Origin of the sequence: Frankia alni ACN14a, from assembly GCF_000058485.1 — a bacterium.
Taxonomy (GTDB): Bacteria; Actinomycetota; Actinomycetes; order Frankiales; family Frankiaceae; genus Frankia; species Frankia alni.
In genome coordinates, this window is record NC_008278.1 from 4,628,319 (window position 1) to 4,650,894 (window position 22,576).

23 protein-coding genes are annotated in these 22,576 nt (G+C 72.9%); 9 read left to right on the plus strand and 14 right to left on the minus strand.

Going from position 1 to position 22,576, the window contains the following annotated elements; all coding sequences use genetic code 11:
• The first annotated feature begins 44 nt into the window (after positions 1-44).
• The 3 genes from FRAAL_RS18650 to FRAAL_RS18660 all read left to right on the plus strand — a co-directional run bounded on the left by FRAAL_RS18650 (position 45) and on the right by FRAAL_RS18660 (position 3,103).
• Positions 45-1,196 carry an acetamidase/formamidase family protein gene (locus tag FRAAL_RS18650; RefSeq protein ID WP_041939475.1) on the plus strand — a complete coding sequence of 384 codons (1,152 nt, stop codon included), beginning with the start codon at positions 45-47 and terminating at the stop codon, positions 1,194-1,196.
• Positions 1,197-1,266: 70 nt separating this feature from the next.
• Positions 1,267-1,992: a helix-turn-helix domain-containing protein gene (locus tag FRAAL_RS30575; RefSeq protein ID WP_231861716.1), complete on the plus strand. Its 726-nt coding sequence runs from the start codon at positions 1,267-1,269 to the stop codon at positions 1,990-1,992.
• Positions 1,993-2,017: 25 nt separating this feature from the next.
• Entirely contained in the window at positions 2,018-3,103 is a 1,086-nt protein-coding gene (locus tag FRAAL_RS18660; RefSeq protein WP_011605392.1) for an LLM class flavin-dependent oxidoreductase, read from the plus strand.
• Between the two features lie 92 nt (positions 3,104-3,195).
• Here FRAAL_RS18660 and FRAAL_RS18665 read toward each other — a convergent pair whose 3' ends face one another.
• The 5 genes from FRAAL_RS18665 to FRAAL_RS18685 form a co-directional block, all read right to left on the minus strand.
• Entirely contained in the window at positions 3,196-3,513 is a 318-nt protein-coding gene (locus FRAAL_RS18665) for a class I SAM-dependent methyltransferase (RefSeq protein ID WP_231861085.1), read from the minus strand.
• A 526-nt stretch (positions 3,514-4,039) separates the two neighbouring features.
• Positions 4,040-4,705 carry an ATP-dependent Clp protease proteolytic subunit gene (locus FRAAL_RS18670; RefSeq protein ID WP_011605395.1) on the minus strand — a complete coding sequence of 222 codons (666 nt, stop codon included), beginning with the start codon at positions 4,703-4,705 and terminating at the stop codon, positions 4,040-4,042.
• On the minus strand, positions 4,702-5,412 hold the full coding sequence (locus FRAAL_RS18675) for an ATP-dependent Clp protease proteolytic subunit (protein WP_041939476.1): 711 nt from the start codon (positions 5,410-5,412) through the stop codon (positions 4,702-4,704). The genes FRAAL_RS18670 and FRAAL_RS18675 overlap by 4 nt, the downstream gene beginning before the upstream one ends.
• A 224-nt stretch (positions 5,413-5,636) precedes the next feature.
• Complete coding sequence (locus FRAAL_RS18680; protein ID WP_011605398.1) at positions 5,637-6,194, minus strand: MerR family transcriptional regulator; 558 nt, start codon at positions 6,192-6,194, stop codon at positions 5,637-5,639.
• Positions 6,195-6,574: 380 nt separating this feature from the next.
• Positions 6,575-7,009 (minus strand): MerR family transcriptional regulator, encoded by a 435-nt coding sequence (locus tag FRAAL_RS18685; RefSeq protein ID WP_041940731.1) that lies wholly within the window; start codon positions 7,007-7,009, stop codon positions 6,575-6,577.
• A gap of 399 nt (positions 7,010-7,408) precedes the next feature.
• On the opposite strand from FRAAL_RS18685, the gene mce reads away from it, so the two are divergent.
• Positions 7,409-7,834 (plus strand): methylmalonyl-CoA epimerase, encoded by a 426-nt coding sequence (gene mce, locus FRAAL_RS18690; RefSeq protein ID WP_011605401.1) that lies wholly within the window; start codon positions 7,409-7,411, stop codon positions 7,832-7,834.
• A 64-nt stretch (positions 7,835-7,898) separates the two neighbouring features.
• Positions 7,899-8,558, plus strand: a complete 660-nt coding sequence (locus tag FRAAL_RS18695; protein ID WP_011605402.1) for an NAD(P)H-binding protein — start codon at positions 7,899-7,901, stop codon at positions 8,556-8,558.
• Positions 8,559-8,743: 185 nt separating this feature from the next.
• Here FRAAL_RS18695 and FRAAL_RS18700 read toward each other — a convergent pair whose 3' ends face one another.
• The 3 genes from FRAAL_RS18700 to FRAAL_RS18710 all read right to left on the minus strand — a co-directional run bounded on the left by FRAAL_RS18700 (position 8,744) and on the right by FRAAL_RS18710 (position 12,416).
• Positions 8,744-9,205 carry an LppP/LprE family lipoprotein gene (locus FRAAL_RS18700; RefSeq protein WP_306281197.1) on the minus strand — a complete coding sequence of 154 codons (462 nt, stop codon included), beginning with the start codon at positions 9,203-9,205 and terminating at the stop codon, positions 8,744-8,746.
• Between the two features lie 260 nt (positions 9,206-9,465).
• Positions 9,466-11,076 carry an aldehyde dehydrogenase family protein gene (locus FRAAL_RS18705; RefSeq protein ID WP_011605405.1) on the minus strand — a complete coding sequence of 537 codons (1,611 nt, stop codon included), beginning with the start codon at positions 11,074-11,076 and terminating at the stop codon, positions 9,466-9,468.
• Positions 11,077-11,225: 149 nt separating this feature from the next.
• On the minus strand, positions 11,226-12,416 hold the full coding sequence (locus tag FRAAL_RS18710) for a thiamine pyrophosphate-dependent dehydrogenase E1 component subunit alpha (RefSeq protein ID WP_157892142.1): 1,191 nt from the start codon (positions 12,414-12,416) through the stop codon (positions 11,226-11,228).
• A gap of 431 nt (positions 12,417-12,847) precedes the next feature.
• On the opposite strand from FRAAL_RS18710, the gene FRAAL_RS18715 reads away from it, so the two are divergent.
• The 3 genes from FRAAL_RS18715 to FRAAL_RS18725 all read left to right on the plus strand — a co-directional run bounded on the left by FRAAL_RS18715 (position 12,848) and on the right by FRAAL_RS18725 (position 16,797).
• Positions 12,848-13,345, plus strand: coding sequence for a protealysin inhibitor emfourin (locus FRAAL_RS18715; protein ID WP_162137479.1), 498 nt, complete (start codon positions 12,848-12,850; stop codon positions 13,343-13,345).
• Positions 13,346-13,744: 399 nt separating this feature from the next.
• Entirely contained in the window at positions 13,745-14,959 is a 1,215-nt protein-coding gene (locus tag FRAAL_RS18720; protein WP_011605409.1) for an RtcB family protein, read from the plus strand.
• 497 nt (positions 14,960-15,456) lie between these two features.
• Positions 15,457-16,797 (plus strand): multicopper oxidase family protein, encoded by a 1,341-nt coding sequence (locus FRAAL_RS18725; RefSeq protein ID WP_231861088.1) that lies wholly within the window; start codon positions 15,457-15,459, stop codon positions 16,795-16,797.
• Positions 16,798-16,897: 100 nt separating this feature from the next.
• On the opposite strand, the gene FRAAL_RS18730 is transcribed toward FRAAL_RS18725, so the two are convergent.
• The 6 genes from FRAAL_RS18730 to FRAAL_RS18755 all read right to left on the minus strand — a co-directional run bounded on the left by FRAAL_RS18730 (position 16,898) and on the right by FRAAL_RS18755 (position 22,078).
• Entirely contained in the window at positions 16,898-17,161 is a 264-nt protein-coding gene (locus FRAAL_RS18730) for a UBP-type zinc finger domain-containing protein (protein WP_011605411.1), read from the minus strand.
• A 213-nt stretch (positions 17,162-17,374) separates the two neighbouring features.
• Positions 17,375-18,109, minus strand: coding sequence for a 2OG-Fe(II) oxygenase (locus tag FRAAL_RS18735; protein WP_011605412.1), 735 nt, complete (start codon positions 18,107-18,109; stop codon positions 17,375-17,377).
• Complete coding sequence (locus tag FRAAL_RS18740) at positions 18,106-18,672, minus strand: methylated-DNA--[protein]-cysteine S-methyltransferase (RefSeq protein ID WP_011605413.1); 567 nt, start codon at positions 18,670-18,672, stop codon at positions 18,106-18,108. The genes FRAAL_RS18735 and FRAAL_RS18740 overlap by 4 nt, the downstream gene beginning before the upstream one ends.
• A complete protein-coding gene (locus FRAAL_RS18745) occupies positions 18,672-20,402 on the minus strand; it encodes an AlkA N-terminal domain-containing protein (protein ID WP_011605414.1) in 1,731 nt (576 codons plus the stop codon). Before FRAAL_RS18745 ends, FRAAL_RS18740 begins: the two co-directional genes overlap by 1 nt.
• Before the next feature lie 76 nt (positions 20,403-20,478).
• Entirely contained in the window at positions 20,479-21,141 is a 663-nt protein-coding gene (locus tag FRAAL_RS18750; protein WP_041939479.1) for a GNAT family N-acetyltransferase, read from the minus strand.
• Between the two features lie 10 nt (positions 21,142-21,151).
• The gene (locus tag FRAAL_RS18755) at positions 21,152-22,078 is read right to left on the minus strand and encodes an NAD-dependent protein deacetylase (protein WP_011605416.1); all 927 of its coding nucleotides are present in this window, start codon (positions 22,076-22,078) and stop codon (positions 21,152-21,154) included.
• A 102-nt stretch (positions 22,079-22,180) separates the two neighbouring features.
• On the opposite strand from FRAAL_RS18755, the gene FRAAL_RS30580 reads away from it, so the two are divergent.
• Entirely contained in the window at positions 22,181-22,567 is a 387-nt protein-coding gene (locus tag FRAAL_RS30580; RefSeq protein WP_063822648.1) for a hydrogenase assembly protein HupF, read from the plus strand.
• Positions 22,568-22,576: the final 9 nt, after the last annotated feature.

A 22,576-nucleotide genomic window follows, 5' to 3' on the forward strand; every position in this document is an offset into this window, starting at 1 on the left:
GACGGTAACGACGCCGACATCGGGGCGTGGCAGGGTTCCGGCCCGTGACTGTCTTGCACAGCGGCATCGGGGTCCCGGCGGGCGAGCCCTACCTGCCGTCCCGGCCGGACGAGGTCTGGTGGGGGCTGCTGCCGAACGCGGCGAGCCGACCGGTGCTGACCGTGCCCTCCGGGCAGGCCGTCCGCATCGACACGATCAGCCACGAGGGCCTGCTCGCCGACCAGGGCGGCGATCCGCGGGCCTTCTTCGGCGCCGCGGGCATTCCGGCCGACGCGCTGCTCGACGACGTACTGGCGCTGGCGGGCAGCGGCCGACGCCACCAGCCCGACGTCGCCGGCCCGCACGTGGTCACCGGCCCGGTGGCCGTGGCCGGGGCCCGGCCGGGGGACGTCCTGGAGGTCGAGGTGCTCGACCTGGTCCGCCGGGCCCCCTACGGGGTGATCAGCAACCGGCACGGACGGGGGGCGCTGCCCGGCGAGATGCCGATCGCGCCGCCGGGCCTGCCGCCCGGGGCCGCGGTGCCGCCGGTGTGCCTGGTCGCGCACACCCGCGGCGAGGCCGGGGTGCTGCCCGTGGGCGACGGCCGCGAGATCCGTTTCCCGCTGCGCCCCTTCCTCGGGATCATGGGGGTCGCGGTCGCGACGACCGGACCGGTCCACTCGGTGCCGCCCGGGCCGCACGGCGGCAACCTCGACATCCGCCACCTCGGCGTCGGCGCCCGTCTCTACCTGCCCGTCCAGGTCCCGGACGCGCTGTTCTACGCCGGGGATCCGCACTTCGCCCAGGGCGACGGCGAGGTGGCGCTCACCGCGTTCGAGGCACCGCTGCGCGCCCTGCTGCGCCTGACCGTGCACTCCGACGAGTCCGTGCGCCGCACCGCCGGAGCCCTGAGCGCGCCGTGGGCGCAGACCGACGCGCTGCACATCGTCGCCGGGCTCGACCCGGACCTCGGCGAGGCGATGCGCGCGGCCACCCGCAACGCCGTGGCGTTCCTGCGTGAACGGTTCGCGCTGCCGCCGCAGGTCGCCCTGGCCTACCTGTCCGCCGCCGGCGACTTCGCGGTGAGCCAGGTCGTCGACCAGGTCGTCGGCGTGCACTGCTGCATCCGCCGTGACGACCTGCGCGGACTGGACGGATCCAAGGGGCCGGGCGGGCGGGACGGATTGGACGGACCGGACGGCGACATCAGCGGATGAGACGACGCGGCAGCGGATACCCTCGGCTTCTGAGCGGTTCCGCGGGCGTCGGAAGGTGGTCCGGGTGGCGATGGCCGAGCAGGTCGAGGTGCCGCTGCTGCGCGGGCTGATCGGGCAGGCGCTGCGGCGCCGCCGGCTGGCCCAGCAACGCACCCTGCGCGACGTCGCGGCGGCGGCGCTGGTGTCGACGCCCTACCTGTCCGAGATCGAACGGGGCCGCAAGGAGGCCTCCTCGGAGATCCTCGCGGCGATCTGCCGCGCGCTCGGCGTGCGCCTGACGGACCTGCTCGACGAGGTACGCCTCGAACTCGCCCGCGTCGAGCCCGAGATCGCCCCCGCCGCGCCGCCCGCCCCGCCGGCCGAGGTCGGCCAGCCGATCACCGCGCAGCTGAGCGTCTCGCGCCCTTCGTGGGCGTCACTCCCGTTCCAACCCCGTGCCGCGGCGGGCGGCCTGCTCGCGGGGGACGGTCTACTCGCGGGGGACGAGGCGGCGATCTGGGACGGCGACGGCACCGTCACCGGTCCGGGGCTCGCCTCGTCGGCGCACCAGCACGGCGTGTCGCCGAACCTGGGGCTCTCGGCCGGGTACGAGGCCGTGCTTGGCGCGGGCCGGGTCGTCGTGCCGGCCGGCGCGCGGGTCGGCCGCCGTTCCTCCCCCGGGTGCGCCGCCGGAGCAATCCGCGCCGCCCGCCGCGGGCTCCCCGTCTGTGCCGGCCGGCCCGGCGGGCCGACGAACCCACGGCCTGTGGGCGGGCCGACCGTCCGCCGGTCGGCTTCGGTCGTCCTCGCAGGCTGACCGTCGGACACCCCGGGAGGGCGGCATGCGGTTCCTGGTCATCACCCTGATTGTTCATCGGCCGGACCCGGTCACCGGCATCACGCCGTCCGCCCGGGACCGGTTGCGCGAGGTGGTCGACAGCGCGGTGCTCGCCGAGGAGCTGGGTTTCGACGGGTTCGGCGTCGGTGAGCGGCACGAACGGCCGTTCATCTCCTCCTCGCCGCCGGTCGTGCTCAGCCACCTCGCGGCCCGCACCTCGCGCATCCGGCTGTTCACCGCGGTGACGACCCTGAGCCTGCTGGACCCGGTGCGCGCGTACGAGGACTACGCCACCCTCGACAACCTCTCCGACGGCCGCCTCGAACTGATCATCGGCAAGGGCAACGGCACGGCGCAGCGGGAGCTGTTCAACGTCACCCCCGAGGACCAGTGGGACCGCAACGCCGAGTCCTACGAGCTGTTCCGCCAGATCTGGCGGCAGGACACGATCACCGCGCAGCCACGCTACCGGCCCGCGCTGCACGAGGCCGAGGTCTGGCCGCGCCCGTACCAGCAGCCGATCCGGGTCTGGCACGGCAGCGCCACCAGCCGGGAATCGGTGGACCTCGCCGCCCGCTACGGCGACCCGCTGTTCTCCGCCAACGTCACCAACCCGATCGAGCCCTACGCCGAGCTGGTCCACTACTACCGGCAGCGCTGGGCGGAGTACGGCCACGACCCGGCGCTGGCCGCGGTCGGCGCCGGCACGGCCGGTTTCCACGTGGCCCCCCGCTCGCAGGACGCCGTGGCCGCCTACGCGCCTGTGTTCGCCGGGCAGCTCGCCTTCCAACGTTCGATGGGGATGGAGCCGGTGTTCCCGACCCTCGAGGACTTCATCGAACGCAGCTCCGCGCTGATCGGCAGCCCCCAGCAGATCATCGACAAGGTCCACCGCTACCACGAGCAGTTCGGCCACAGCGTGCTGCACCTGCACGCCGAGGCCGGCGGCCTGCCCCCCGCCGAGCACCGCGCGAGCCTCGAGCTTTTCCAGTCCGAGGTCGCCCCGGCACTACGCCGCACCATCCCCGACCCGCCGTGGCCCTGGGCGCCGGTCCTGCCCGAGGCAGCCGTGACCGCGGCCGCGGACTGACCTGAGCGTCGGCGTCGAACCCTCCACAGCGGCGGTTGGCGCCGGTGGGGAGTCAGAGGTCTCCGTAGCGCGTTGTCGATCGTCGATGACCTTCACAGCCGCCGGACGCGCAGCACGCAGGTCAACATCGGCAGGGCGCTGCCTGGCAGGGCACGGACGGCCGGCAGTGCGCGGCGCAGTTCGGTCAGCATCGCCGGGTCGGGCTCGACCGCGATGACGTCGGCGCCCAGCGCGAGCAGCGTGGCGGTCAGCTTGCCGGTTCCAGCGCCGAGATCGAGCACGCGCGGACCGGGCGCGCGCCCGAGCGCCCACCGCACCGCCGCCTGGGCGTAGTCCGGGCGGTGCTCGGCGTACGCCACCGCCGCGGCGCCGAACGACGAGCCGAGAGGTGGCCGGCCATCCTGGTCCACACGATCACCCTAGCGGTGCTGCCGAATCGAGGCGCCGAAACTCGGTGGTCCGGGCGCTCGCACTTCATCTTCGTGTCCACCGGCAGTGTGCAGCGCGGCTCCAACGCCGCTGCCGCGCCACGCACCTGCCCAGGCTGGCGAGACACATCCACCGCCGCGTCGAACTCCCCCGGCAGGAGATCGTAGGTGGCCGGATCGCGACGATCACCGCGAACCAGCTGCACACCCTCGGCGGCCTCACCCGACTCACCACGGGCCAGGCACACCACGTTGTCACCCTCGTCGCGCGCCGCCTCGGCCACAGCCCGACCGAGCCAGGCGGTACCACCCAGGACGAGCAGTCTCATGGCACACATTCCACTGCGCGATGATCCGTGGCATTACCAGATTCCGCGGTCGTCGAACGAACGGTCCTTCTCAAGCGCCTGTCACCACAACCTACGATCAATCTGGAAACCTAGATTCAGGACACCGCCCGGTGATCCGACCTGACGGGATGATCCGCGGTCGGATCACCGGGGTGAGGTCACGCCGCGCCGGTTACGGGGCGGACCGTGGTCGACTTGCGGCTGGTGATGACGTCGTCGACGAGGCCGTACTCCTTGGCCTCGGCGGCGCTGAAGATCTTGTCGCGTTCGGTGTCGCGGCGGATCTCGGTCTCGCTGCGGCCGGTGTGCCGGGCGAGCAGGGTCTCCTGCAGGGCGCGGACGCGCAGGATCTCGCGGGCCTGGATCTCCAGGTCGCTGGACTGGCCCTCCCCCTGCGCCGACGGCTGGTGGATCAGGATCCGGCTGTTCTCCAGCGCGAACCGCTTGCCCGGCGTCCCCGCCGCCAGCAGCACCGCCGCCGCCGACGCCGCCTGCCCCATGCAGATCGTCGAGATGTCCGGCCGCACGAACTGCATCGTGTCGTAGATCGCCGTCAACGACGTGAACGACCCACCCGGCGAGTTGATGTAGATCGAGATGTCCCGGTCCGGATCCTCCGACTCCAGGAACAGCAACTGCGCCATCACGTCGTTCGCCGACACATCGTCGACCTGCACGCCGAGGAAGACGATCCGCTCCTTGAGCAGCTTCGAGTACGGGTCCATGCCGTACTCGCCGCGCGACGTCCGCTCCACGATGTTGGGCAGGACATGGCGGGCGGACGGCGCGCCGCCGCCCGCGTGGATCGGCCGGGCGGCGGTCATCGGGCGCTCCCCGCCGGGCCGAAGCCGGTGCGGCCGGCCGCGCGGCGCGGGCCGATCCCGGCACCGCCGACGCCGCTGGGCACCTGGTCGGCCCGTTCGACGACGTGGTCGACCAGCCCGTAGTCGCGGGCCTCCTCGGCGGTGAACCACCGGTCGCGGTCGGAGTCGGCCTCGATCTGCTCGACGGTCTGGCCGCTGTGGAAGGCGATGCGCTGCTGCAGCGTCCGCTTCGTGTACAGCATCTGCTCGGCCTGGATGGAGATGTCCGCGGCCGTGCCGCCGATGCCCCCGTGCGGCTGGTGCATCATGATCCGGGCGTGCGGGAGGGCGTACCGCTTGCCGGCGGCACCGGCGCAGAGCAGGAACTGGCCCATCGAACCGGCGAAGCCGAGAGCGACGGTGGCCACGTCGTTGCCGACGTACTGCATCGTGTCGTAGATCGCCATGCCGGCGCTCACCGAACCGCCCGGCGAGTTGATGTAGAGGTGGATGTCCGAGGTCGGATCCTCCGCGGCCAGCAGCAGCAGCTTCGCGCTGATCGCGTTGGCGACGGCGTCCTCCACCACGGCGCCGAGGAAGACGATGCGGTTCTCCAGCAGGCGACCGAACACCTGGTCGTCGCCGGTGGCGGCGCCGCCGGCCTGGGCGGCCGGGCCTCGGGCCCGGCCAATGCCGGGCCCCGCGTGCGCCGTCGATGTTTCGATCATGAGACGTGTCCTCCCGCCGGCCGGGTCGGGACTCGTCGCGCACGACGAGAAGCCGGCCCTTCCAGGGTCACCGGAAAAGCCGCCGCCGGACCGGCGGTCTGCCTGCGGCAGATCTGCTCCTGGCAGACAGGCCTCAGTGCGGCCCGCACCACGGCCGCCGCATCCCTCACCCAACGTCCCGGGCCGGGCCGGGCCAGCGCCCCGCGCTGACAGCGGCCAGCGCGTCAGCGGTCGTCGCCGCCGAGCGGGTCGTCGAGGAAGTCGAGGAACGAGTCGTCGAGGTCCGGCCGACCGCCGGCGAGTCCCGGGGCCGGACCACTGCGATCGGATCCGTCCGCGTCGCCGTCGGTCCGCAGGGACCGGGCCGTGTCGTCCCGCAGACCGATCATGAAGTCCTCGGCGAGGCGGACCTGCTCCTGCAGCGAGGCGAGCTTCTCCTCGGCCAGGGTGACCCAGGTCTGCAGCCGGTCGTGCAGCTCGGCGCGAAGCTGCGGAGGAAGCCCCGGCTGCGCCATCCGCTCACGCAGAGTGAGCAGCGAACGCATCTCCTCCACCGTGAAACCCAGGGGCTTCATCTTCTTGATCAGAAAGAATCGATCGAGGGCATCGTCGTCATAGAGCGGAAAACCGCCCTCCGAGCGGCCCACGGCGACGAGGAGGCCAGCCTCCTCGTAGAACCGGGCGGTACGCAGGGACAAGGTCACCAGGGTGGCGACGTCACCGATCTCGTAGCGCCCGTCGCGGGCGTCGGCGGAAGACCTGGCGCTGCTGGTTGTGGACAATTCAACCCTTATCAGGTGAGCTTGGCGGCTGGTGTTCAGATATCTAGCGTCTACGCGTGGGCAATCCGCGGCTACACACAAGCGGTAAAGATCTGGTAATCCCTGCCCCACCGTGCGTCCCCGCCGAGGCCGGCTCCCCGAGGCCCCGCGCGCGATCTTCCGTAGCCGAGACCGGGGCGGGGCCGCGGCGAGCGTCGGCACACTGTCCGAACCCGTCGGATCCAGCGCCAGCCGGAGTGCACCGGAGCCCGCTCCGTCGCGCTGTGTAGCCGGAACATCCGGCGGGCCGATGTGCCCCACCGACCTACCGTAGCCGCTGACCTGGCACTACACGCCCAGGCGCGGCCGGCCGCCGAACCGGAGGGACGCCTAGCGCTGGGTCACGCTGATCTGTCGGCGTCGCCGTGCAGGCCGATGACGAAGTCCTCGGCGACGCCGGCCTGCTGGCGCAGGGTGGCGAGCTTCTCCTCGGCCAGCACGACCCAGGTGCGCAGCAACTCGCGCAGCTCGGCCCGACGGGCGTCGGAGATCTTCGGGTCGGACAGCTCGTCACGGACGGACAGCAGCGAGCGCATCTCCTCGAGCGTGAATCCGAGGGATTTCATCTTCTTGATGACCAACAGCCGGTCGACGGCCTCGTCGCCGTAAAGGCGGAAACCGCCCGGCGTACGGCCGGCGGTCGTGAGCAGCCCGGCCTCCTCGTAGTACCGGACCGTGCGCAACGAGAGCCCGACCCGCTCGGCCACCTCACCTATCTGATACGTGGTTCCGCGGGCCGCACGGAGCGCGGATGGATCGCGACGCGTCGTGGACAAGGTGACCCTCACGTTAGTGGCTCGACGCCGGGAGCAAGGCTGATAACAGACGACTCTACGACGTTCCGGACAGCGGGCCGATACGGGTCGCTTCGGCCCACCGCGCACCGCCGGACGATCCTCCGTGCACCGGTGCGGATGGTGCGTCCACGCCGACGCCGCCGACCGGGTGGGCGATCGCGGACCCACCGCGACCGTCATCACCTGCGCCACCTGCCCGGCAACGGTCGACGCGGGGATCGCGAACGGGCAGGCTCTTCCTCGGGCCGAGCTCTGCGGCGGGGTGGAGCTCTGCGGCGGGGCCGAGCTCCGCCGCGAGGCCGAGCCCGGACGCCGCCCGTCTCGGGCACCATTATCGGCATGATCCGGCCACCGGGCCGGCGGAGCAGGGAGAGCGTTGTGCTGACCAGGATCGACCATGTCGGGATCGCGGTGGTTTCACTGGCCGAGGCGATTCCGCGCTACGAGGAGGCGTTCGGCCTCAAGGTCGTGCACCAGGAGGACAACGACCGCCAGGGTGTGCGCGAGGCGATGCTGCTGGTGCACAGCGGCGAGGTCGGCAACTCCTACGTCCAGCTCCTCGAGCCGCTGCGCGAGGACAGCCCGGTGGGTAAGTTCCTGGCCAAGCGGGGCCCCGGCATCCACCACATCGCCTACGGCGTCGCCGACATCGACAGCGCCCTGGCCGCCCTGACCACCACCGGCTTCGACCTGGTCAACAAGACGCCGGTACATGGCACCGCTGGCAGCCGGATCGCCTTCGTCCATCCCAAGGGGCTCGGCGGGGTGCTCACCGAGCTGGTCGAGGCCGCCGAGGGCCACTGAGCGCCATCGAGGCCAACGAGGCCACCGAAGGGCCGCGGAGCCGAACAGCTGGAAGGAGTAGCGGGTGCGGATCGTGATCGCGGGGGCCCACGGCCGGATTGCCCGGGCGCTGAGCCGCCGGCTGCGCGCGCGGGACGCGACGGTGATCGGGCTGATCCGCAATCCCGACCATCGCGGCGACGTGCGTGCGGCGGGCGCCGAGCCCGTCCTCGCCGACCTGGAGTCGATCGACGCCGCGGCGTTGGCGAGCCACGTGCGCGGCGCGGACGCCGTCGTCTTCGCGGCCGGCGCGGGACCGGGCAGTGGCGCGGCCCGCAAGGACACCGTCGACCGCGCCGCGGCGGTGCTGCTCGCCGACGCGGCGCGGCTCGCCGGGGTCCGTCGCTACCTGCTGGTCTCCTCGGTCGGGGTCGACGGGCCGCCGCCGGCGGGCACGGACGCGGTCTTCGCGGCCTACCTGCGGGCCAAGGCGGCGGCCGAGGAGACGATCCGCGGCCGCGATCTGGACTGGACCATCGTCCGCCCGGGCCGGCTCACCGACGACGAGCCGACCGGCCGGGTGCACCTCGCCGCCGGGGTGGACCGCGGGGAGATCCCCCGCGAGGACGTGGCCGCCGTGCTCGCCGCCCTGCTCACCGCCCCCGGCACCGCCGGGATCACCGCCGGGCTGGTCAGTGGCGAGACGCCCGTGGCACAGGCGGTCGCGCAGCTTTCCTCCGCCTGACCCGCACCACGCCGGGAGCGGGTGCCGGCACCGCCGTGCGGCGGAAGTAGCCGCTTCCTTCCTTGTCTCCTGCCTCCTTCCTCCTTCTTCCTTCCTTGCCCTTCCAGAGGGTCTCCTGTCCGATTCGTCCCTCCGGAAGGGCAAGGAGGCCGGGGCTGGTGGTCCGCGGTGCCGGAGCACGGCGGTCAGCGGCGGCCTGCCGGGGCGGCGAAGGCGGCGCTCGGGATCGGGTCGAGCGGTGTCACCGAGGAGCCGTTCCACTGGTAACGGACGGTTGCTCCGCCTGCGGTCGGGCAGCACATCGGATCACCAGGCTTGTACAGGTCGTACTGCAGGGCCACCACCCGGTCGGTGGACCAGATCCAGCGAATCGTCGCGCTCGACTGCGGCGAGTCGTAGCCGATGAACGTCCCGCGGTGGAAGAAGAACGCCCGCTGCGGGTGCCCGTCCGCGGAGGTCGAGAGCAGCCCGACGATCACGCTGAGGTCACTGTTCTGGTCGAAGCCGCCCAGCGAGATCGGGGTGTACCCGGCGGCGCGCACGACCGAGGACGCCTTGGCCACGCTGAGCGCGGGTGCTCCCACCGCACTCGGCGCGGCCGAGGCGCTGCCGGCCATTCCGCCTACCAGAACGAGTACACCGATCATCACTGAAACGGCAAGTCCGCGACGTAGAGTCATGAGACCCCCCAGGTTCCGTGTTGACCCGACCACGCTAGATGCCCTCTTCGACGGCCGCCGCCCCGGCAGGGTCTATGGGCGTAATGTCGCCCGGTTCGATCGCAATCGCCTGGCACTTGCTGCGCGGGTTGTCGCGGGTCGGGGGGCTACGGGTCGCCAGCCGCGAAGCGCGCGGGTCGGGGGGCTACAGGGCCTCGGAGCGCGGGTCTCGGGGCGCGGGTCTCGGGTCAGCGGCTGAGGCGGGCGGACGGGCCGCGGCCGTGGCGGCGGCCCGCGACCCAGCTGACCGCGGCCAGCAGCCCGGGCGTGCGCTGGAAGCTGGTCAGCGTCGTGCCCGGCAGCGGTAGGCGCAGCGTGGCCACCGAGCGGGGGCGGGCGAACTCGCGCAGCCCCTCGGCGCCGTGCACCCGGCCGAAGCCACTCTCCCCGCTGCCACCGAAGGGCAGGGCGGGAATCCCGGCGAAGGCGAGCACGGCGTTGACAGACACCATGCCGGCGTCGAGTCGGCGGGCGATCTCGTCGCCGTGGCGACGGGAGAACACCGTCGCGCCCAGGGCGTACGGGGTGCCGTTGGCCAGAGCGACGGCCTCGTCGACGTCGGCGACGGTGCGGACGGTGACGACGGGACCGAAGGTCTCCTCCTGCACGGCGGGGCTGTCCTCGGGGACGTCGACGAGGACGATCGGGGCGATGAACGTCTCGCCCACCGCGTCGACGCCGCCGAGCAGGGCCGTCGCCCCGCGGGCCAGCGCGTCGCCGACGTGGCGGCGCACGACGGCGGCCTGGCCGGGCATCGTCATCGGCCCGTAGGAGGCGTCGGGACCGCCGCCCGGGCGCACCGTGGCCAGCGCCCGGCGGACCTCGGCGAGGAACTGCTCGGCGACGGCCGCGGTGACGTAGATCCGCTCGACGCCGGCGCAGGTCTGCCCGGCGTTCGCCATCGCCCCCCAGACGGCCGCCCGGGCGGCGGCGACCACGTCGGCGTCGTCGGCGACGATGCACGGATCCTTGCCGCCGCACTCCAGGATGACCGGGGTCAGCGACTGCGCGCAGGTCGCCATGACCGCGCGGCCGCTGGCCGCGGAGCCGGTGAAGGCGATCTTGTCGACGCCCGCGGCGCAGAGCGCGGCGCCGGTGTCGGCGAACCCGGTCACCACGCCCAGCACGCCGGCGGGGGCGGCCGGGTTCGCCGCGGCGAAGGCCTGCGCCAGCCAGCTGCCCAGCGCCGGGGTGTACTCGCTGGGCTTGAACACCACCGGGTTGCCGGCGGCGAGGGCGTAGGCGATCGAGCCGACCGGGGTCAGCAGCGGGTAGTTCCACGGGCCGATCACCCCGACGACCCCGAGCGGGCGGTACTCCACCCGGGCGGTGTGGTTGGCCAGGAACGGACCGGGCAGGACCCGGCGCGTGCGCAGCACCCGCCCGGCGTGACGGGCCGCCCAGCGGATGTGCTCCAGGGTGAGCAGCAGCTCGATGCGGGCGTCCGCGGCGGTCTTGCCGTTCTCCGCGTGCAGCAGCTCGACGAGCTCCCGGTCGTGGCGGGCGAGGTGAGCCGCCCAGCGCAGCAGGTGGTCGCGGCGCCCCGCGGCGCCGAGCCCGGCCCACCAGGGGGCCGCCGCGCGGGCCGCCGCCACCGCGGCCGAGACCCGCCGCGGGGAGGACATCGGGAAGCGGCCGACGACCGCGCCGGTGACCGGATTCGTCGAGGCGAACGTCGACTCCGAAGCACTCCCGGCCTCGGCGGCCGGACCAGCCGCGACGGCTGCGGACGCACCGACGCCCAGGACCACGGCGTCCAGAACGGTCGGGGTGCTGCCCACGGCCGGCTGGTCGGGCACGTGCGCCGCCTCCGCCTCGTGGCCGACCACCTCAGCCGGCGAGGTCGACGCAGACTGTCGCACCGCACGCCCCCCGGTGGTCGTCACGGACCTTCCCTGCCGGGAAACCCCTCCGGACCAAGCATAGGTCGCCCGCGGGCCGAGGTCGACTACAGGAAGGAGTCGCGGTAGGCGGTGAACCACTCCCGCTGGGCCCGCTGGTCGGCCGTCTCGTCCGCGCTGACGTTGCCGAACATGGTCACCGGGGCCGGCGGGTCCATGGCGAGGCAGGCGCGGCGCAGGTCCCCGGCGGCGTCGTCGGCGTGCTCGCGAACCTCGTCGAACCAGCCTGCGCTCACCTCGGCGGCCAGCAGCAGCCGCAGTCGCTCGATGGGGTCCCGCGCCCGCCAGACGGCGAGCTCCTCGGCGGGCTGGTACCGGGTCGCGTCGTCCGACGTGGTGTGCGGCGCCATCCGGTAGGTGTTGGCCTCGATGAGCACCGGACCGCCGCCGCCGCGGGCGTGCTCGAGCGCCCAGGTGGTGACGGCGTGCATGGCGAGCACGTCGTTGCCGTCGACGCGCACACCGGGGAAGCCGAACCCGTCGGCGCGCCGGGCCAGCTGCATCGTCGACTGCCGCCGGGTCGGAGTGGAGATCGCCCACTGGTTGTTCTGGCAGAGGAACACCACCGGGGCGCCGAAGCTCGCCGCCCACACGAACGCCTCGTTGGCGTCGCCCTGGCTCATCGCGCCGTCACCGAGGTAGACCAGCACGGCGCCGTCGCGGTCCGGATCGCCGGTGCCGACCGCGCCGTCGAGCACCATGCCCATGCCGTAGCCGACGGCATGCAGGGTCTGCGAGGCGAGAACGATCGTGTAGTTGGCCATGTTGTGCTCCGCCGTGTCCCAGCCGTCGTGGCTCACCCCGCGCAGCAGGCGGATGACCTCGGCGGCCGGCACCCCACGGTGCCAGGCGACGGCGTGCTCTCGGTAGCTGGGGAAGATGAAGTCGCGCGGCCTGACCGCCGCCGCGGAACCGACCTGCGCCGCCTCCTGCCCACGCAGCGGAATCCAGAGCACCAGCTCACCCTGCCGTTGCAGGGCCGTGGCCTCCTCGTCCAGACGGCGTGCCAGCACCATCGACGAGTAGAACTCCCGGCACAGGTCGTGGTCGGCGAGGACGGCGAAGCGGGGGTCGGTGACCCGGGTGCCGTCCGGCGCGAGCAGCCGGACGCCGGAGTCGGCCGGCTCCGGCGGTGGCGACGGCACCGCCGCAGGCGCGGCGGCGGCCGCCGCTTCCGGTGGCCGGGCGGGCCGCGCCGGCCGCTCCGCGGTCAGCCCCGGCCCGCGTACGACATTCATACCGAGTACCTCATCCCCACCGGAAGATCGCAGGACGTCCTACGATCGGAGACCATCGAAAAAAGACCGGTATACCGGTAAGAGAGTACGCGGTCCGGGTTGGACGAGAACGCCGGATCCCCTTGTTCATTCACGTTGTACTCCTACCCAGCCGGCCGCCCGGGATTCCAAGGACGTCCTACGATCGGAAACCATCGAGAGGGAAACGGTCACAGTTGTGAACTCGCTCGAAACTCGAGTGGCCGTTACGTCGCCCGCAGGTAAGGAGCACATTTCGGCCGCAGCCCGAGCTCCTCCCGCCGGCGGTCCACCAAGGGCCGTCCGACCAGTCGGAAAGAGGACCGGCGGTCGGCCTGATCGGCGCGTCGGATCGGACCGACGGACGCCCGGCACACGGTGTTCGCCGGCCCACACCGGCGCACAATGGCCCCATGGCTGGCAGGACGGGACGTGTCCGTGTGGTGTTGGAACGGTCCGGCGGGCTGCTGGGGCGGCCGGTACGGCGGGGGCTCGACAGCGCCGATCTGCCCGAGCCGGAAGCCGCCCAGCTGTGCGCGCTGGTGCGAGGTGCGGTCCCACCGGGCCAGGCACCAGCCCGGCGGGCCGGGGGGGCAGAGGGGGCAGCGCGGCGGGGCGGGCCGACCGGCAGCGGGCGGGGCGGGGGCGCGGACCGCTTTGTCTACACCCTGGAGGTCGACTACACCCCCGAGATCGACCACGCCCACGACATCGACCACGCCCACGACATCGACCACGCCCCCGACGTCGACCACGCCCCCGACGTCGAGCACCCGCCGCGGGTCGGCCAGCAGGGCGAACGCGTCGTGCGGACCTTCTCCGAGCCGGTCCCCGAGGACCTGCGGCCGCTGCTGGCCCTGCTGCGGACCGCCCCCCTGCTTCCGGCCGGTGGCCGCGACACGCCACGCTGACCCGCCGATCCCACCGGACGGAAGCCCGCCCCCGGGAGGAGGGAAATTCATTCGCCGGACGGCCGTGTACCGGGCATCCTGAGCAGGCAGAGCGGAAACGACCTCGAGTCGGGCTACCGGACCAGGCCGACACCTTCACTGAAGGCGGCGACAAAGGCGCGACAGGACTGAACAGGGACTGGACAGGACTGGCATGAATGCGCAGAGCATGGGCTTCCGTGGCCGGCGTAATGCGCGCGCCGACTGTTCCGGCAGCGGGCAGGACATCGTGATACCGGCGCGACGCCCTGGTGCCGGGGCGCCCACCAGAATTCCGGGCGACCGGGATGAACGCATTCGTTCGGCCGGACGTGAACAGCATGGACCCACCCCCGTCGAGACGAGAGGAGGAACCACCCGATGAGCCCCGTCGCGACGCTCGGCGCAGCGGCGCATCCGATCTGGCTGTGGACCCGGCCCGAGGAGGTCGAGAGCGCCGCGCTGGACCAGCTTCGCAACGTCGCGTCCCTGCCCTACATCCATCACCACGTCGCGGTGATGCCCGACGTGCACCTCGGTTACGGCGCCACGGTCGGCTCCGTCATCGCCCTGCGTGACGCCGTCTCCCCCGCCGCCGTCGGGGTCGACATCGGCTGCGGGATGGCCGCGGCGCGGACCAATCTCACCGCGGCCGACCTGCCCGACGACCTCGGTCCGCTGCGGGCCGCGCTGGAGGCGGCCGTCCCGGTCGGGATGACCAGCCACCGGGAGCCGACCGCGCGGGCCCGGCGCCAGGACGACCTGTGGAGCACGTTCGGCGCGCTGCACCCGCGCGTGGCCGGGCGGCTGGCGAGGGCCATGAACCAGCTCGGCACCCTCGGCTCGGGCAACCACTTCCTCGAGGTGTGCCTGGACACCGACGACGCAGTCTGGATCATGCTGCACTCCGGTTCGCGCAACGTCGGCAAGGAGCTCGCCGAGGGCCACATCCGCGTCGCCAAGCAGCTCGAACACAACGCCGGCCTGGCCGACCGCGACCTCGCCGTGTTCCTCGCCGGCACCCCCGAGATGGCCGCCTACCGCCACGACCTGGACTGGGCCCAGACGTACGCCCGGCGCAACCGGGACCTGATGCTCGCCGCGGCCGTCGAGGCACTGCGCGGCCCGCTGCCCGGGCTGCGCGTGCCCACCCCGCCGGCCGACGGCCCGCACGCCCGCGACCGAGACTTCGCCCTCGTCAACTGCCACCACAACTACGTCGCCGAGGAGCACCATTTCGGTGCCGACGTGCTCGTCACCCGCAAGGGCGCCATCTCCGCCAGGGAAGGGGAATACGGCATCATCCCCGGTTCGATGGGAACCCGGTCCTACCTGGTCCGCGGGCGGGGAAACCCCGACTCGTTCCATTCCGCCAGCCACGGTGCCGGCCGCACGATGAGCCGCAACCGGGCGCGGCGGACGTTCACCGTCGACGACCTCGCCGCCCAGACCCGCGGGGTGGAATGCCGCAAGGACGCCGGCGTCCTCGACGAGATCCCCGCGGCGTACAAGGACATCGACACCGTCCTGGCCCGTCAGAGCGACCTCGTCGAGATCGTCGCTCAGCTGCACGCCGTGCTCTGCGTGAAGGGCTGACCTTCACGGCACGTGGACGGGGGCCGTCGCCTCGGACGGCGGCCCCCGCGACCTCGGCCGACGCTCCCCCGGGGCTCCCCGACCAGCTCGCCCCCGTCCGGCCGGCTCGTCGGCACCGCCGTCACCACCCGGCACGGCCCGCGGCGCTTCAACCGCCGTTTCACCCGCCGGCTCCGCGCCCGGGGGTGTCCGACGAACGATGGACGTGCCTCGGCGGTCTCGCCGACCGAGGTGGGAGGAAAAGCTTGCATCGGCGCCCATGTCGGTCTTTCGGCCCCCTCCGCGCGCACGGGTGATTCGACCGCCCCGTCCATACGGATTATCGGTGACTGACGCCGGGTAAAAACAATCCGGCCGATCCCGACGACATCTGACCGGGACGGTGGCGTCCGCGCACGTCGCTGGGGGGCGTGATGCTTTCTCGACACCGAGCCGCACGACTCACGGTTGCGGCACTGATCGGTGCCATTGTGATGGTCGGCGCCAACCAGCCGGGCATGTCCGTGCCGACGGCGGCGCCCACACCGCCGCAGGGACAGCCGCTTCGGGACCCGCCGCAGTACGTGAGTCAGGACGGCGTCCTGCGGGTCCGTATCCTCGTGGAGCGCCGCCAGGTCGAGTTGGCCGGCCACCGGCTGTGGGCGCTGACCTACAACGGCCTGTACATGCCGCCGACGCTGCGATTCCGGCCGGGCGACCGGCTGGATCTGACGATGGTGAACCGCGTCCGCCCTTACACGAACCTGCATATCCACGGGCTGCACGTGTCGCCAGCCGGAAACTCCGACAACGTCTTCATCCACATCCATCCGGGCGAGACATATCATTACGTGTACCAGTTCCCTCGGACCCTGACGCCGGGGACCTACTGGTACCATTCCCATGGGCATCCGCATGCCGCGTCGCAGGTCGCCGGAGGGATGTCGGGAATCATCATCGTCGACGGCCTGCAGCGGTACCTTCCGCCGGATCTCCGTCACATCACCGAGCACGTCGTCGCCCTGAAGGACTTCCAGGTCCAGGGCGACGCGATCCGGACCGAGGACCTGCACATCGGAGCGGCGACGAACCGCACGGTCAACGGCCAGCGGAACCCGACCATCCAGATCCGGCCGGGCGAGACCCAGCTGTGGCGGCTGGCCAACATCAGCGCCAACATCTACTACCGACTGCGGCTGCCGGGGCAGCGGTTCCACGTGATCACGCAGGATGCGAGCCCCGTCACCCGGGTCTGGTCCGCGGACACTCTCGTCATTCCGGCCGGCGCCCGCTATGACGTACTCGTGCAGGGCGGCCCGGCCGGCCCCACCGCACTGGAAACCCTCGCCTACAACACCGGACCGGCAGGCAACAGTTTTCCCCGGCAGGCCCTCGCCACCGTCGTCTCCAGCGGTCCGGCGATGCGACCGGCGGTGTTGCCCACCACCTTCGACCCGAGACCGCGGACGGACCTGGGCCGCGCTCCCATCGCCGCGCGCCACACCATCGTCTTCTCGGAGAACAGCGCCGGAACCCAGTTCTACATCAACGGTCGGACCTTCGACGAAAACCGGGTCGACATCCGGTCCAGGCTCGACACGGTCGAGGAATGGACCGTCCGCAACGAGTCCGACGAGCAGCACTCCTTCCACGTGCACACCAACCGCTTCCAGGTGATGAGCATCGACGGCGTACCGCATCACGCACTGAGCCTGCAGGACACCGTGAACCTCCCCGCGCGGGGAGAGGCGGTCGTGCGGATCCATTTCACCGACTTCACCGGAAAGACGGTCCTGCACTGCCACATCCTCAACCACGAGGACATGGGCATGATGGCCGTCCTCCAGATCGTGAGATAGGCCGCCGCACGATGATCGCCATGACGAAGGAGCGCAGGAATGCGACCCTCGGGCGCGTGCCTCCGCCGCAGGCATCAGACATAGGGATCAGACCCAGGGATCAGACGTAGGCCTCGTCGACGTAACACCAGCGCCAGTCCTCGCCCGGTTCAAACGAGCGGACGATGGGGTGGCCGTGTTCGACGGCGTGGGCGCTGGCGTGCCGCGCCGGCGAGGAGTCGCAGCAGCCGACGTTGCCGCAGGTCAGGCAGAGCCGCAGGTGTACCCAGCGGCCGCCGGTGCGCAGACATTCGCCGCAGCCCTGGGGCGTCGCCGGCTCGACGTCGCGGATCGCCGACAGGTGAGGGTCCTGGATGGTGGTCATCGGCCGCTCCGATCCTCGTCTGGCCGGCACGCACGAGCGGTGCGCGCCGATGTCGACTATGCCCGGCGGGGGGCTCTGACACCTCCCGGGTGCTCTGCGGGCCCTGGGTGCTCGGCGGCCCCTGGGTGCTCGGCGGCCCCTGGGTGGCCGGCGTGCCGCCCTTGGTGGCCGGCTGCGGCCCGGCTCGTCGCGGACTGCACCTGCGGGGTCCGATCAGGCGGCGTCATGGAAGATCAGGCCGAGGGCGTGGCGGCGGCCCGATCGGACGGTGCTGACCCCGTGCCGCACGGGCGAGGCGGACCAGCCACGCGCCGAGGGGACCGGCCGATCCCGGGTGGTGAAGATCAGGGCATGCCCGCGCGGGAGGATGTGGGCCGTGCCCCGAGACTGGGCCCGCATGCGCTGCTCGACGAGCAGAAACTCGCCGCCGGTGTAGTCCGCGCCGGGGGTGTCGAGGCCGATGACGACCTGCAACGGGAAGACCAGCTCGCCGTACAGGTCGCGGTGCAGCGCGTTCCAGTCGCCGGCCCGGTAGCGCAGCAGCAGCGGAGCGGGCAGGCGCTGCCCGGCACGGTGGCAGGCGGCCAGCCAGGCGTCGAGGGTGTCCGGCCAGGGGGCGGCCCGGCCCAGCCGGGCGGCCCATCGCCTGGCGACAGGCAGCAGGAACGGGTAGAACGCCGCGCGCAGGGACCCGACCGGCGGGGGAAGGGGCTGGTCGAAGTAGCGGTATTCCCCCGACCCGAAGCGGTGGCGGCCCATGTCCACGGTGGATCGAAAGTGGCCGGGCTCCTCGTACAGACGCACGAGGTCGCGGCACTGCGTCTCGGTGAGCACCGCGGCGGTGAGGGCGCTGCCGGTGGCATCCAGCTGCGCACCGATCTCCGCCCACTCCAGGGCCCGTACGCGTTGCGCGGCGCCGACGGTCGATGACGGCGGTGATTGCGTCATCCGAACTCCCCGGCCGAGCCGGCCGGCACGCTCGCCGCGGTGGCCCCGCCGGCGAGGTCCAGCGTCGGTGCGAGCGCGCCCTCGTGGCGCAGCAGGAACTCCTTGCGATCCAGTCCGGCGGCGAAGCCGCGCAGCGTGCCGTCCGCGCCGATCACTCGGTGGCAGGGCCGCACCAGCAGCAGCGGATTGGCGCCGACCGCCGTGCCGACCGCGCGCACCTCCCCACGCCCGGCTCCGATGCGGGCGGCGAGCTGGCCGTAGCTGATCGTCGTGCCGTAGGGGATCGCCTCCAACGCCCGCCACACCCGCTCCTGGAAGCCGGTGCCGCCGGTCTGCAGGGTGAGGGTGAATCTGCGCCGTTCGCCCGCGAAGTACTCCTCGATCTCGCCTGCGACGGCGACGAAGGGCTCGGCGGCGCGGCGCCAGTGCGGCGCGGGAACCGCTGCGCCCCGCTGCCCCGGCAGGGACAGCGAGGCCAGGGTGAGCCCGCCGGGTGCCTGGTCCGTCGCGGTCCCCACCAGCAGCAGCTCGCCCACTGGGCTCGCCAGCGTCGTGTAGAGCATCACCGCTCCCCTCTCGATCCAGTCCCGCCCATCGGGACTGCTTCGCCCACCGGGCCTGCTTCGCCCCTCGGGCCTGGTTCGACGTGCGGGCCTCGTTCGACGTGCGGGCCTGGTTCGACGTGCGTGGTCAACTCGGACCAGGCACCGGGCCCGCAGCCGTCTTCCGCCGCGTGCCGGCCCGGGCGGGCACGGCCGGCGCGCAGACCCACGCGCGTCAGTCTGGATGGATCTCCGCGGGTGGCTGCTGCGGCCCACACGTGGTGCGCCGCATAGCTGCGCCAGGGCGCCCAGGCGGCGGCGCGACCCAGGTCGACGTCGCCGCGGCGGTCCGCGGCACGCAGGGCCGCGTCGCCCGGCGGGAGCACGTCCGGGTCGCCGAGGGCACGCATCCGGAGGTAACCCGCCGTCCAGGGCCCGATGCCGCGCAGCGCCAACAGCGCCCGGTGCGCCTCGTCGCGGTCCACGCCGGCGTCGAGGACCACGGAGCCGTCCGCGAGTGCACCGGCGAGTGTCCGCACGGTGTCCCGGCGCCCCGCCGGCATGCCCAGCTCCACCAGACCAGCGCACGCGATGGTGTCGACCCGGGGGAACAGCACGGTCAGGCCGCCGCTCGGCGTGGCCAGCGGCTCGCCGTAGGCCGCGAGCAACACCGCGCCGAGGCGCCGCCCGGCGGCCACCGACACCTGCTGGCCGAGCACGGCCCGCACGGCGAGCTCATGTGGGTCGGCGGCACCGGGGGCGCGTAGTCCGGGCAGGCGGCCCACCTGCGCGGCCAGGGCGGGATCACCGGCGAGCCGGTCGGCGACGGCGAGCGGGTCGGCGTCGAGGTCGAACAGTCGCCGGACCCGGCTGACGGCGCTGCCGAGGTCCCGCAGATCGCTCAGGACCAGCCGGCAGTCCAGCCAGCCGGCGTCGTCGCCGGCCGGGCGCTCGGCCACCTCCGCGACGCCGTGGCCGTGGGCCAGGCGCAGGGTGCGCCGGTAGGTGCGCCGGCCTCGCTCGCCCACGACCTCCTCCATCCCGGGCAGGGCCCGGGCGGCGAGGTAGTCGAACAGGTGACCCGCCTCGTAGGGCCGGCGGTAGCCCAACCTGAGGGTGAGACCACCCTCGTCGGGGCGGCCGCCCGGACCCGCCCGATCGCCGCGGTGCCGGCCGGACGGCACGACCCGCGGCGGCCGTGGGCCGCGCAGCTCGAGGGGCGTCGCCGCATAGACCGTCCGGACGGTGTCGTTGAACTGGCGGACGCTCGCGAAGCCGGCGGCGAAGGCCACCTCGGTGGCGGGCAGCGCGGTGGTCTGCAGCAGCAGCCGCGCGGTGTGTGCACGCCGCGCTCGGGCCAGGGCGAGCGGCCCGGCGCCCACCTCGGCGGTCAGGTGCCGGTGGAGCTGGCGCGCGCTGTAGCCCAGCCGGGCGGCGAGGCCGGCCACGCCCTCCCGATCGACGACACCGTCGCCGATCAGGCGCATCGCCCGGCCGACCACGTCCGCGCGGACGTCCCACTCGGCCGAGCCTGGCACCGCGTCCGGCCGGCACCGCCGGCAGGCCCGGAAGCCCGCGCCGTGCGCCGCCGCGGCCGTCGGGAAGAACCGGACGTTCGTCCGCTTCGGCGTCACCGCCGGGCAGCTTGGCCGGCAGTAGATGCCCGTCGTGGTCACGGCGAAGTAGAAGGCGCCATCGAATCGGGCATCCCGGCTGGCCACCGCCTCGTAGCGGCCCTCGTCCGTCCTCATGCCCCCACTCTCGGCGCGACCGGCTCCGGATGCTGGCGGGAATCGGACGTCGTGCCCGCTCGTCGGATCGGCGACGTCAGACGAGCGGCTTGCGCAGGACGACGAAGTAGAGGTCGGGCCGCAGCGGCCGACCGAACCGCTCGTCGGCGTACGGAAACGGTCGGGTGGCGGTGGTCGGTTGGTACCCCTTGCTGCGGTACCAGCCGATGAGTTCGCTCCGCTGGGCGATGACCTGCATCTCCATCCACGACGCCGACCACGCGGCGACGGCGTGCCGCTCGGCAAGCCGCAGCAGCGCCCCACCCACTCCGGCCCCCTGCCGGGTGGGGCTGACGGCGAACATGCCGAAGTAGGCCCCCGTCACCGCGGTGACTCCCGCCGCGGTGGTCCCCTCGCCCTCGCCCGGTTGGGCTACCAGCTCACCCGTCCGGACCACACCGGCTCCGCCCTGCGCCAGCGGCTCGATGCGCCGCTCAACGTGGCAGCAGCCCACGAGAAGACCCGAGGGCTCCTCCGCGAGCAGGACCGTCCCGTGCGGTGCGGTCAGGGCGGCACGCACCTCCTCCACATCCGTGCGCTGGCCTCCGACCAGGTCGGCCTCGGTGGTCCACCCCGCTCGGCTGGGCTCCCCGCGGTACGCGGACTCGACGAGAGCGACGATCGCCGCCGCCTCGACGACGCTGTCGGTGGCATGGCGAAACGCCACGTTCGCGGGCTGGGGACGGGAGACCGATCGCATCTGCCCATCCTCACAGCTCAGCAGGCGAATCCCCCGACAGGGCCAGAGACACCACGGTCCGTGACGGCGCGAGCGTTCGTTTGCCACTGGTCGCGGCGGCCAGCTGGGGCAGCAGCGTCCCGAGGGGACCGTCGACACGGACCGTCGCCCGACTGTCGCCGCGGGTGGGACCCTGGTTGACGATCGCGACCGGAATGTCGAGCTCGGCCGCCCGCAGGACGAACCGGTATCCGGACATGACCGTCAGCGACGATCCCAGGATCAGCACCGCACGCGCGCTCTCGACCAGATCGAACGCCTGCGCCACGCGGGGGCGCGGCACGGTGGCGCCGAAGAACACCACGTCCGGCTCCAGCCGCTCACCGCCGCAGCCCCGGCAGCCGACCATGACGAAGCGGTCGACCGCCTCCGCCGACAGGGTGACGTCACCGTCCGGGTTGGTGGGGGCGCCGGAGATGCGGAAGCCCGGATTCGCCGCGCTCAGCCGCTCGTCGAGGTCGAGGCGCGGACTCACCTGCCCGCAGTCGCCGCACACCACGCGGGAGAGGCTTCCATGAAGATCGATGACCTGGCGGGAGCCGGCGCGCTGGTGCAACTCGTCGACGTTCTGGGTGATGATGCCGGTGACCAGCCCTGCCTGCTCCAGGCGGGCCACCGCGCGATGGCCCGCGTTGGGCTCGGCCCTGGCGACCTGCCGCCAGCCGGCATGGCTGCGCGCCCAGTAGCGGTGACGCGCCCCCGGTTCCTTGGTGAACTGCTGGTAGGTCATCGGGGTGTGGCGGCGCAGCGCCCCGTTCGGGCCCCGATAGTCCGGGATACCGGAGTCGGTCGAGATCCCCGCCCCGCTCACCACGGCGACGCCGCCTGCCGCGACGAGGGCGCACAGCCGGTCGAACGCCTCGCCGTCGTTGGTCGTCTTTACTCCCACCGCTCCCATGCTGCCCGATCGCGCGGCCGCGGACCCGTCCGAGCCGACTGGTGACCTCCGAGCACGGGTCGTACCGTTACGCCGGGTAGACCTGTACCGAGGTGATGACCGATGAACAAGCAGGTCAGCAGCGCCAGCAGACCGCCACGCGAGCGGCGGGACACCCCCGGCCCCGCCGTGGCGTCCCCCGAACGGCGCACGCCGCGCGTCGCCGGTGCGGGGGACGAAGTCGCACGCACCGGAGCTGAACGGCTGTCAGCGTGGGAGGCCGCGCAGGCCGCCGTCCACCCGGGCCCCGAGGCGCCCGTGTGTGGCGCGGCGGGACAGCTCGCCGGACCCGAGGAGACGATCGAGGCGGAGATCGTCCGGTGCCTGCCGGGGGCGGTCGCACTTGTCCGGACACCGGCCGGCACGGAGGAGATCGGTCTCGGCCTCGTCCGAGCCCAGCCGGGCGACGCGGTGCTGGTCCACGCCGGGGAAGCAGTCAGCGTCCTCTGACCAGCAATG

Coding starts and splice junctions, on each gene's coding strand:
- FRAAL_RS30575 (WP_231861716.1), top strand. CDS start 1,267: ATGGCCGAGCAGGTCGAGGTGCCGCTGCTGCGCGGGCTGATCGGGCAG.
- FRAAL_RS18660 (WP_011605392.1), top strand. CDS start 2,018: ATGCGGTTCCTGGTCATCACCCTGATTGTTCATCGGCCGGACCCGGTC.
- FRAAL_RS18670 (WP_011605395.1), bottom strand. CDS start 4,705: ATGACCGCCGCCCGGCCGATCCACGCGGGCGGCGGCGCGCCGTCCGCC.
- FRAAL_RS18675 (WP_041939476.1), bottom strand. CDS start 5,412: ATGATCGAAACATCGACGGCGCACGCGGGGCCCGGCATTGGCCGGGCC.
- FRAAL_RS18700 (WP_306281197.1), bottom strand. CDS start 9,205: ATGATCGGTGTACTCGTTCTGGTAGGCGGAATGGCCGGCAGCGCCTCG.
- FRAAL_RS18710 (WP_157892142.1), bottom strand. CDS start 12,416: ATGAATGTCGTACGCGGGCCGGGGCTGACCGCGGAGCGGCCGGCGCGG.
- FRAAL_RS18715 (WP_162137479.1), top strand. CDS start 12,848: ATGGCTGGCAGGACGGGACGTGTCCGTGTGGTGTTGGAACGGTCCGGC.
- FRAAL_RS18720 (WP_011605409.1), top strand. CDS start 13,745: ATGAGCCCCGTCGCGACGCTCGGCGCAGCGGCGCATCCGATCTGGCTG.
- FRAAL_RS18725 (WP_231861088.1), top strand. CDS start 15,457: ATGTCCGTGCCGACGGCGGCGCCCACACCGCCGCAGGGACAGCCGCTT.
- FRAAL_RS18730 (WP_011605411.1), bottom strand. CDS start 17,161: ATGACCACCATCCAGGACCCTCACCTGTCGGCGATCCGCGACGTCGAG.
- FRAAL_RS18735 (WP_011605412.1), bottom strand. CDS start 18,109: ATGACGCAATCACCGCCGTCATCGACCGTCGGCGCCGCGCAACGCGTA.
- FRAAL_RS18740 (WP_011605413.1), bottom strand. CDS start 18,672: ATGCTCTACACGACGCTGGCGAGCCCAGTGGGCGAGCTGCTGCTGGTG.
- FRAAL_RS18745 (WP_011605414.1), bottom strand. CDS start 20,402: ATGAGGACGGACGAGGGCCGCTACGAGGCGGTGGCCAGCCGGGATGCC.
- FRAAL_RS18750 (WP_041939479.1), bottom strand. CDS start 21,141: ATGCGATCGGTCTCCCGTCCCCAGCCCGCGAACGTGGCGTTTCGCCAT.
- FRAAL_RS18755 (WP_011605416.1), bottom strand. CDS start 22,078: ATGGGAGCGGTGGGAGTAAAGACGACCAACGACGGCGAGGCGTTCGAC.
- FRAAL_RS30580 (WP_063822648.1), top strand. CDS start 22,181: ATGAACAAGCAGGTCAGCAGCGCCAGCAGACCGCCACGCGAGCGGCGG.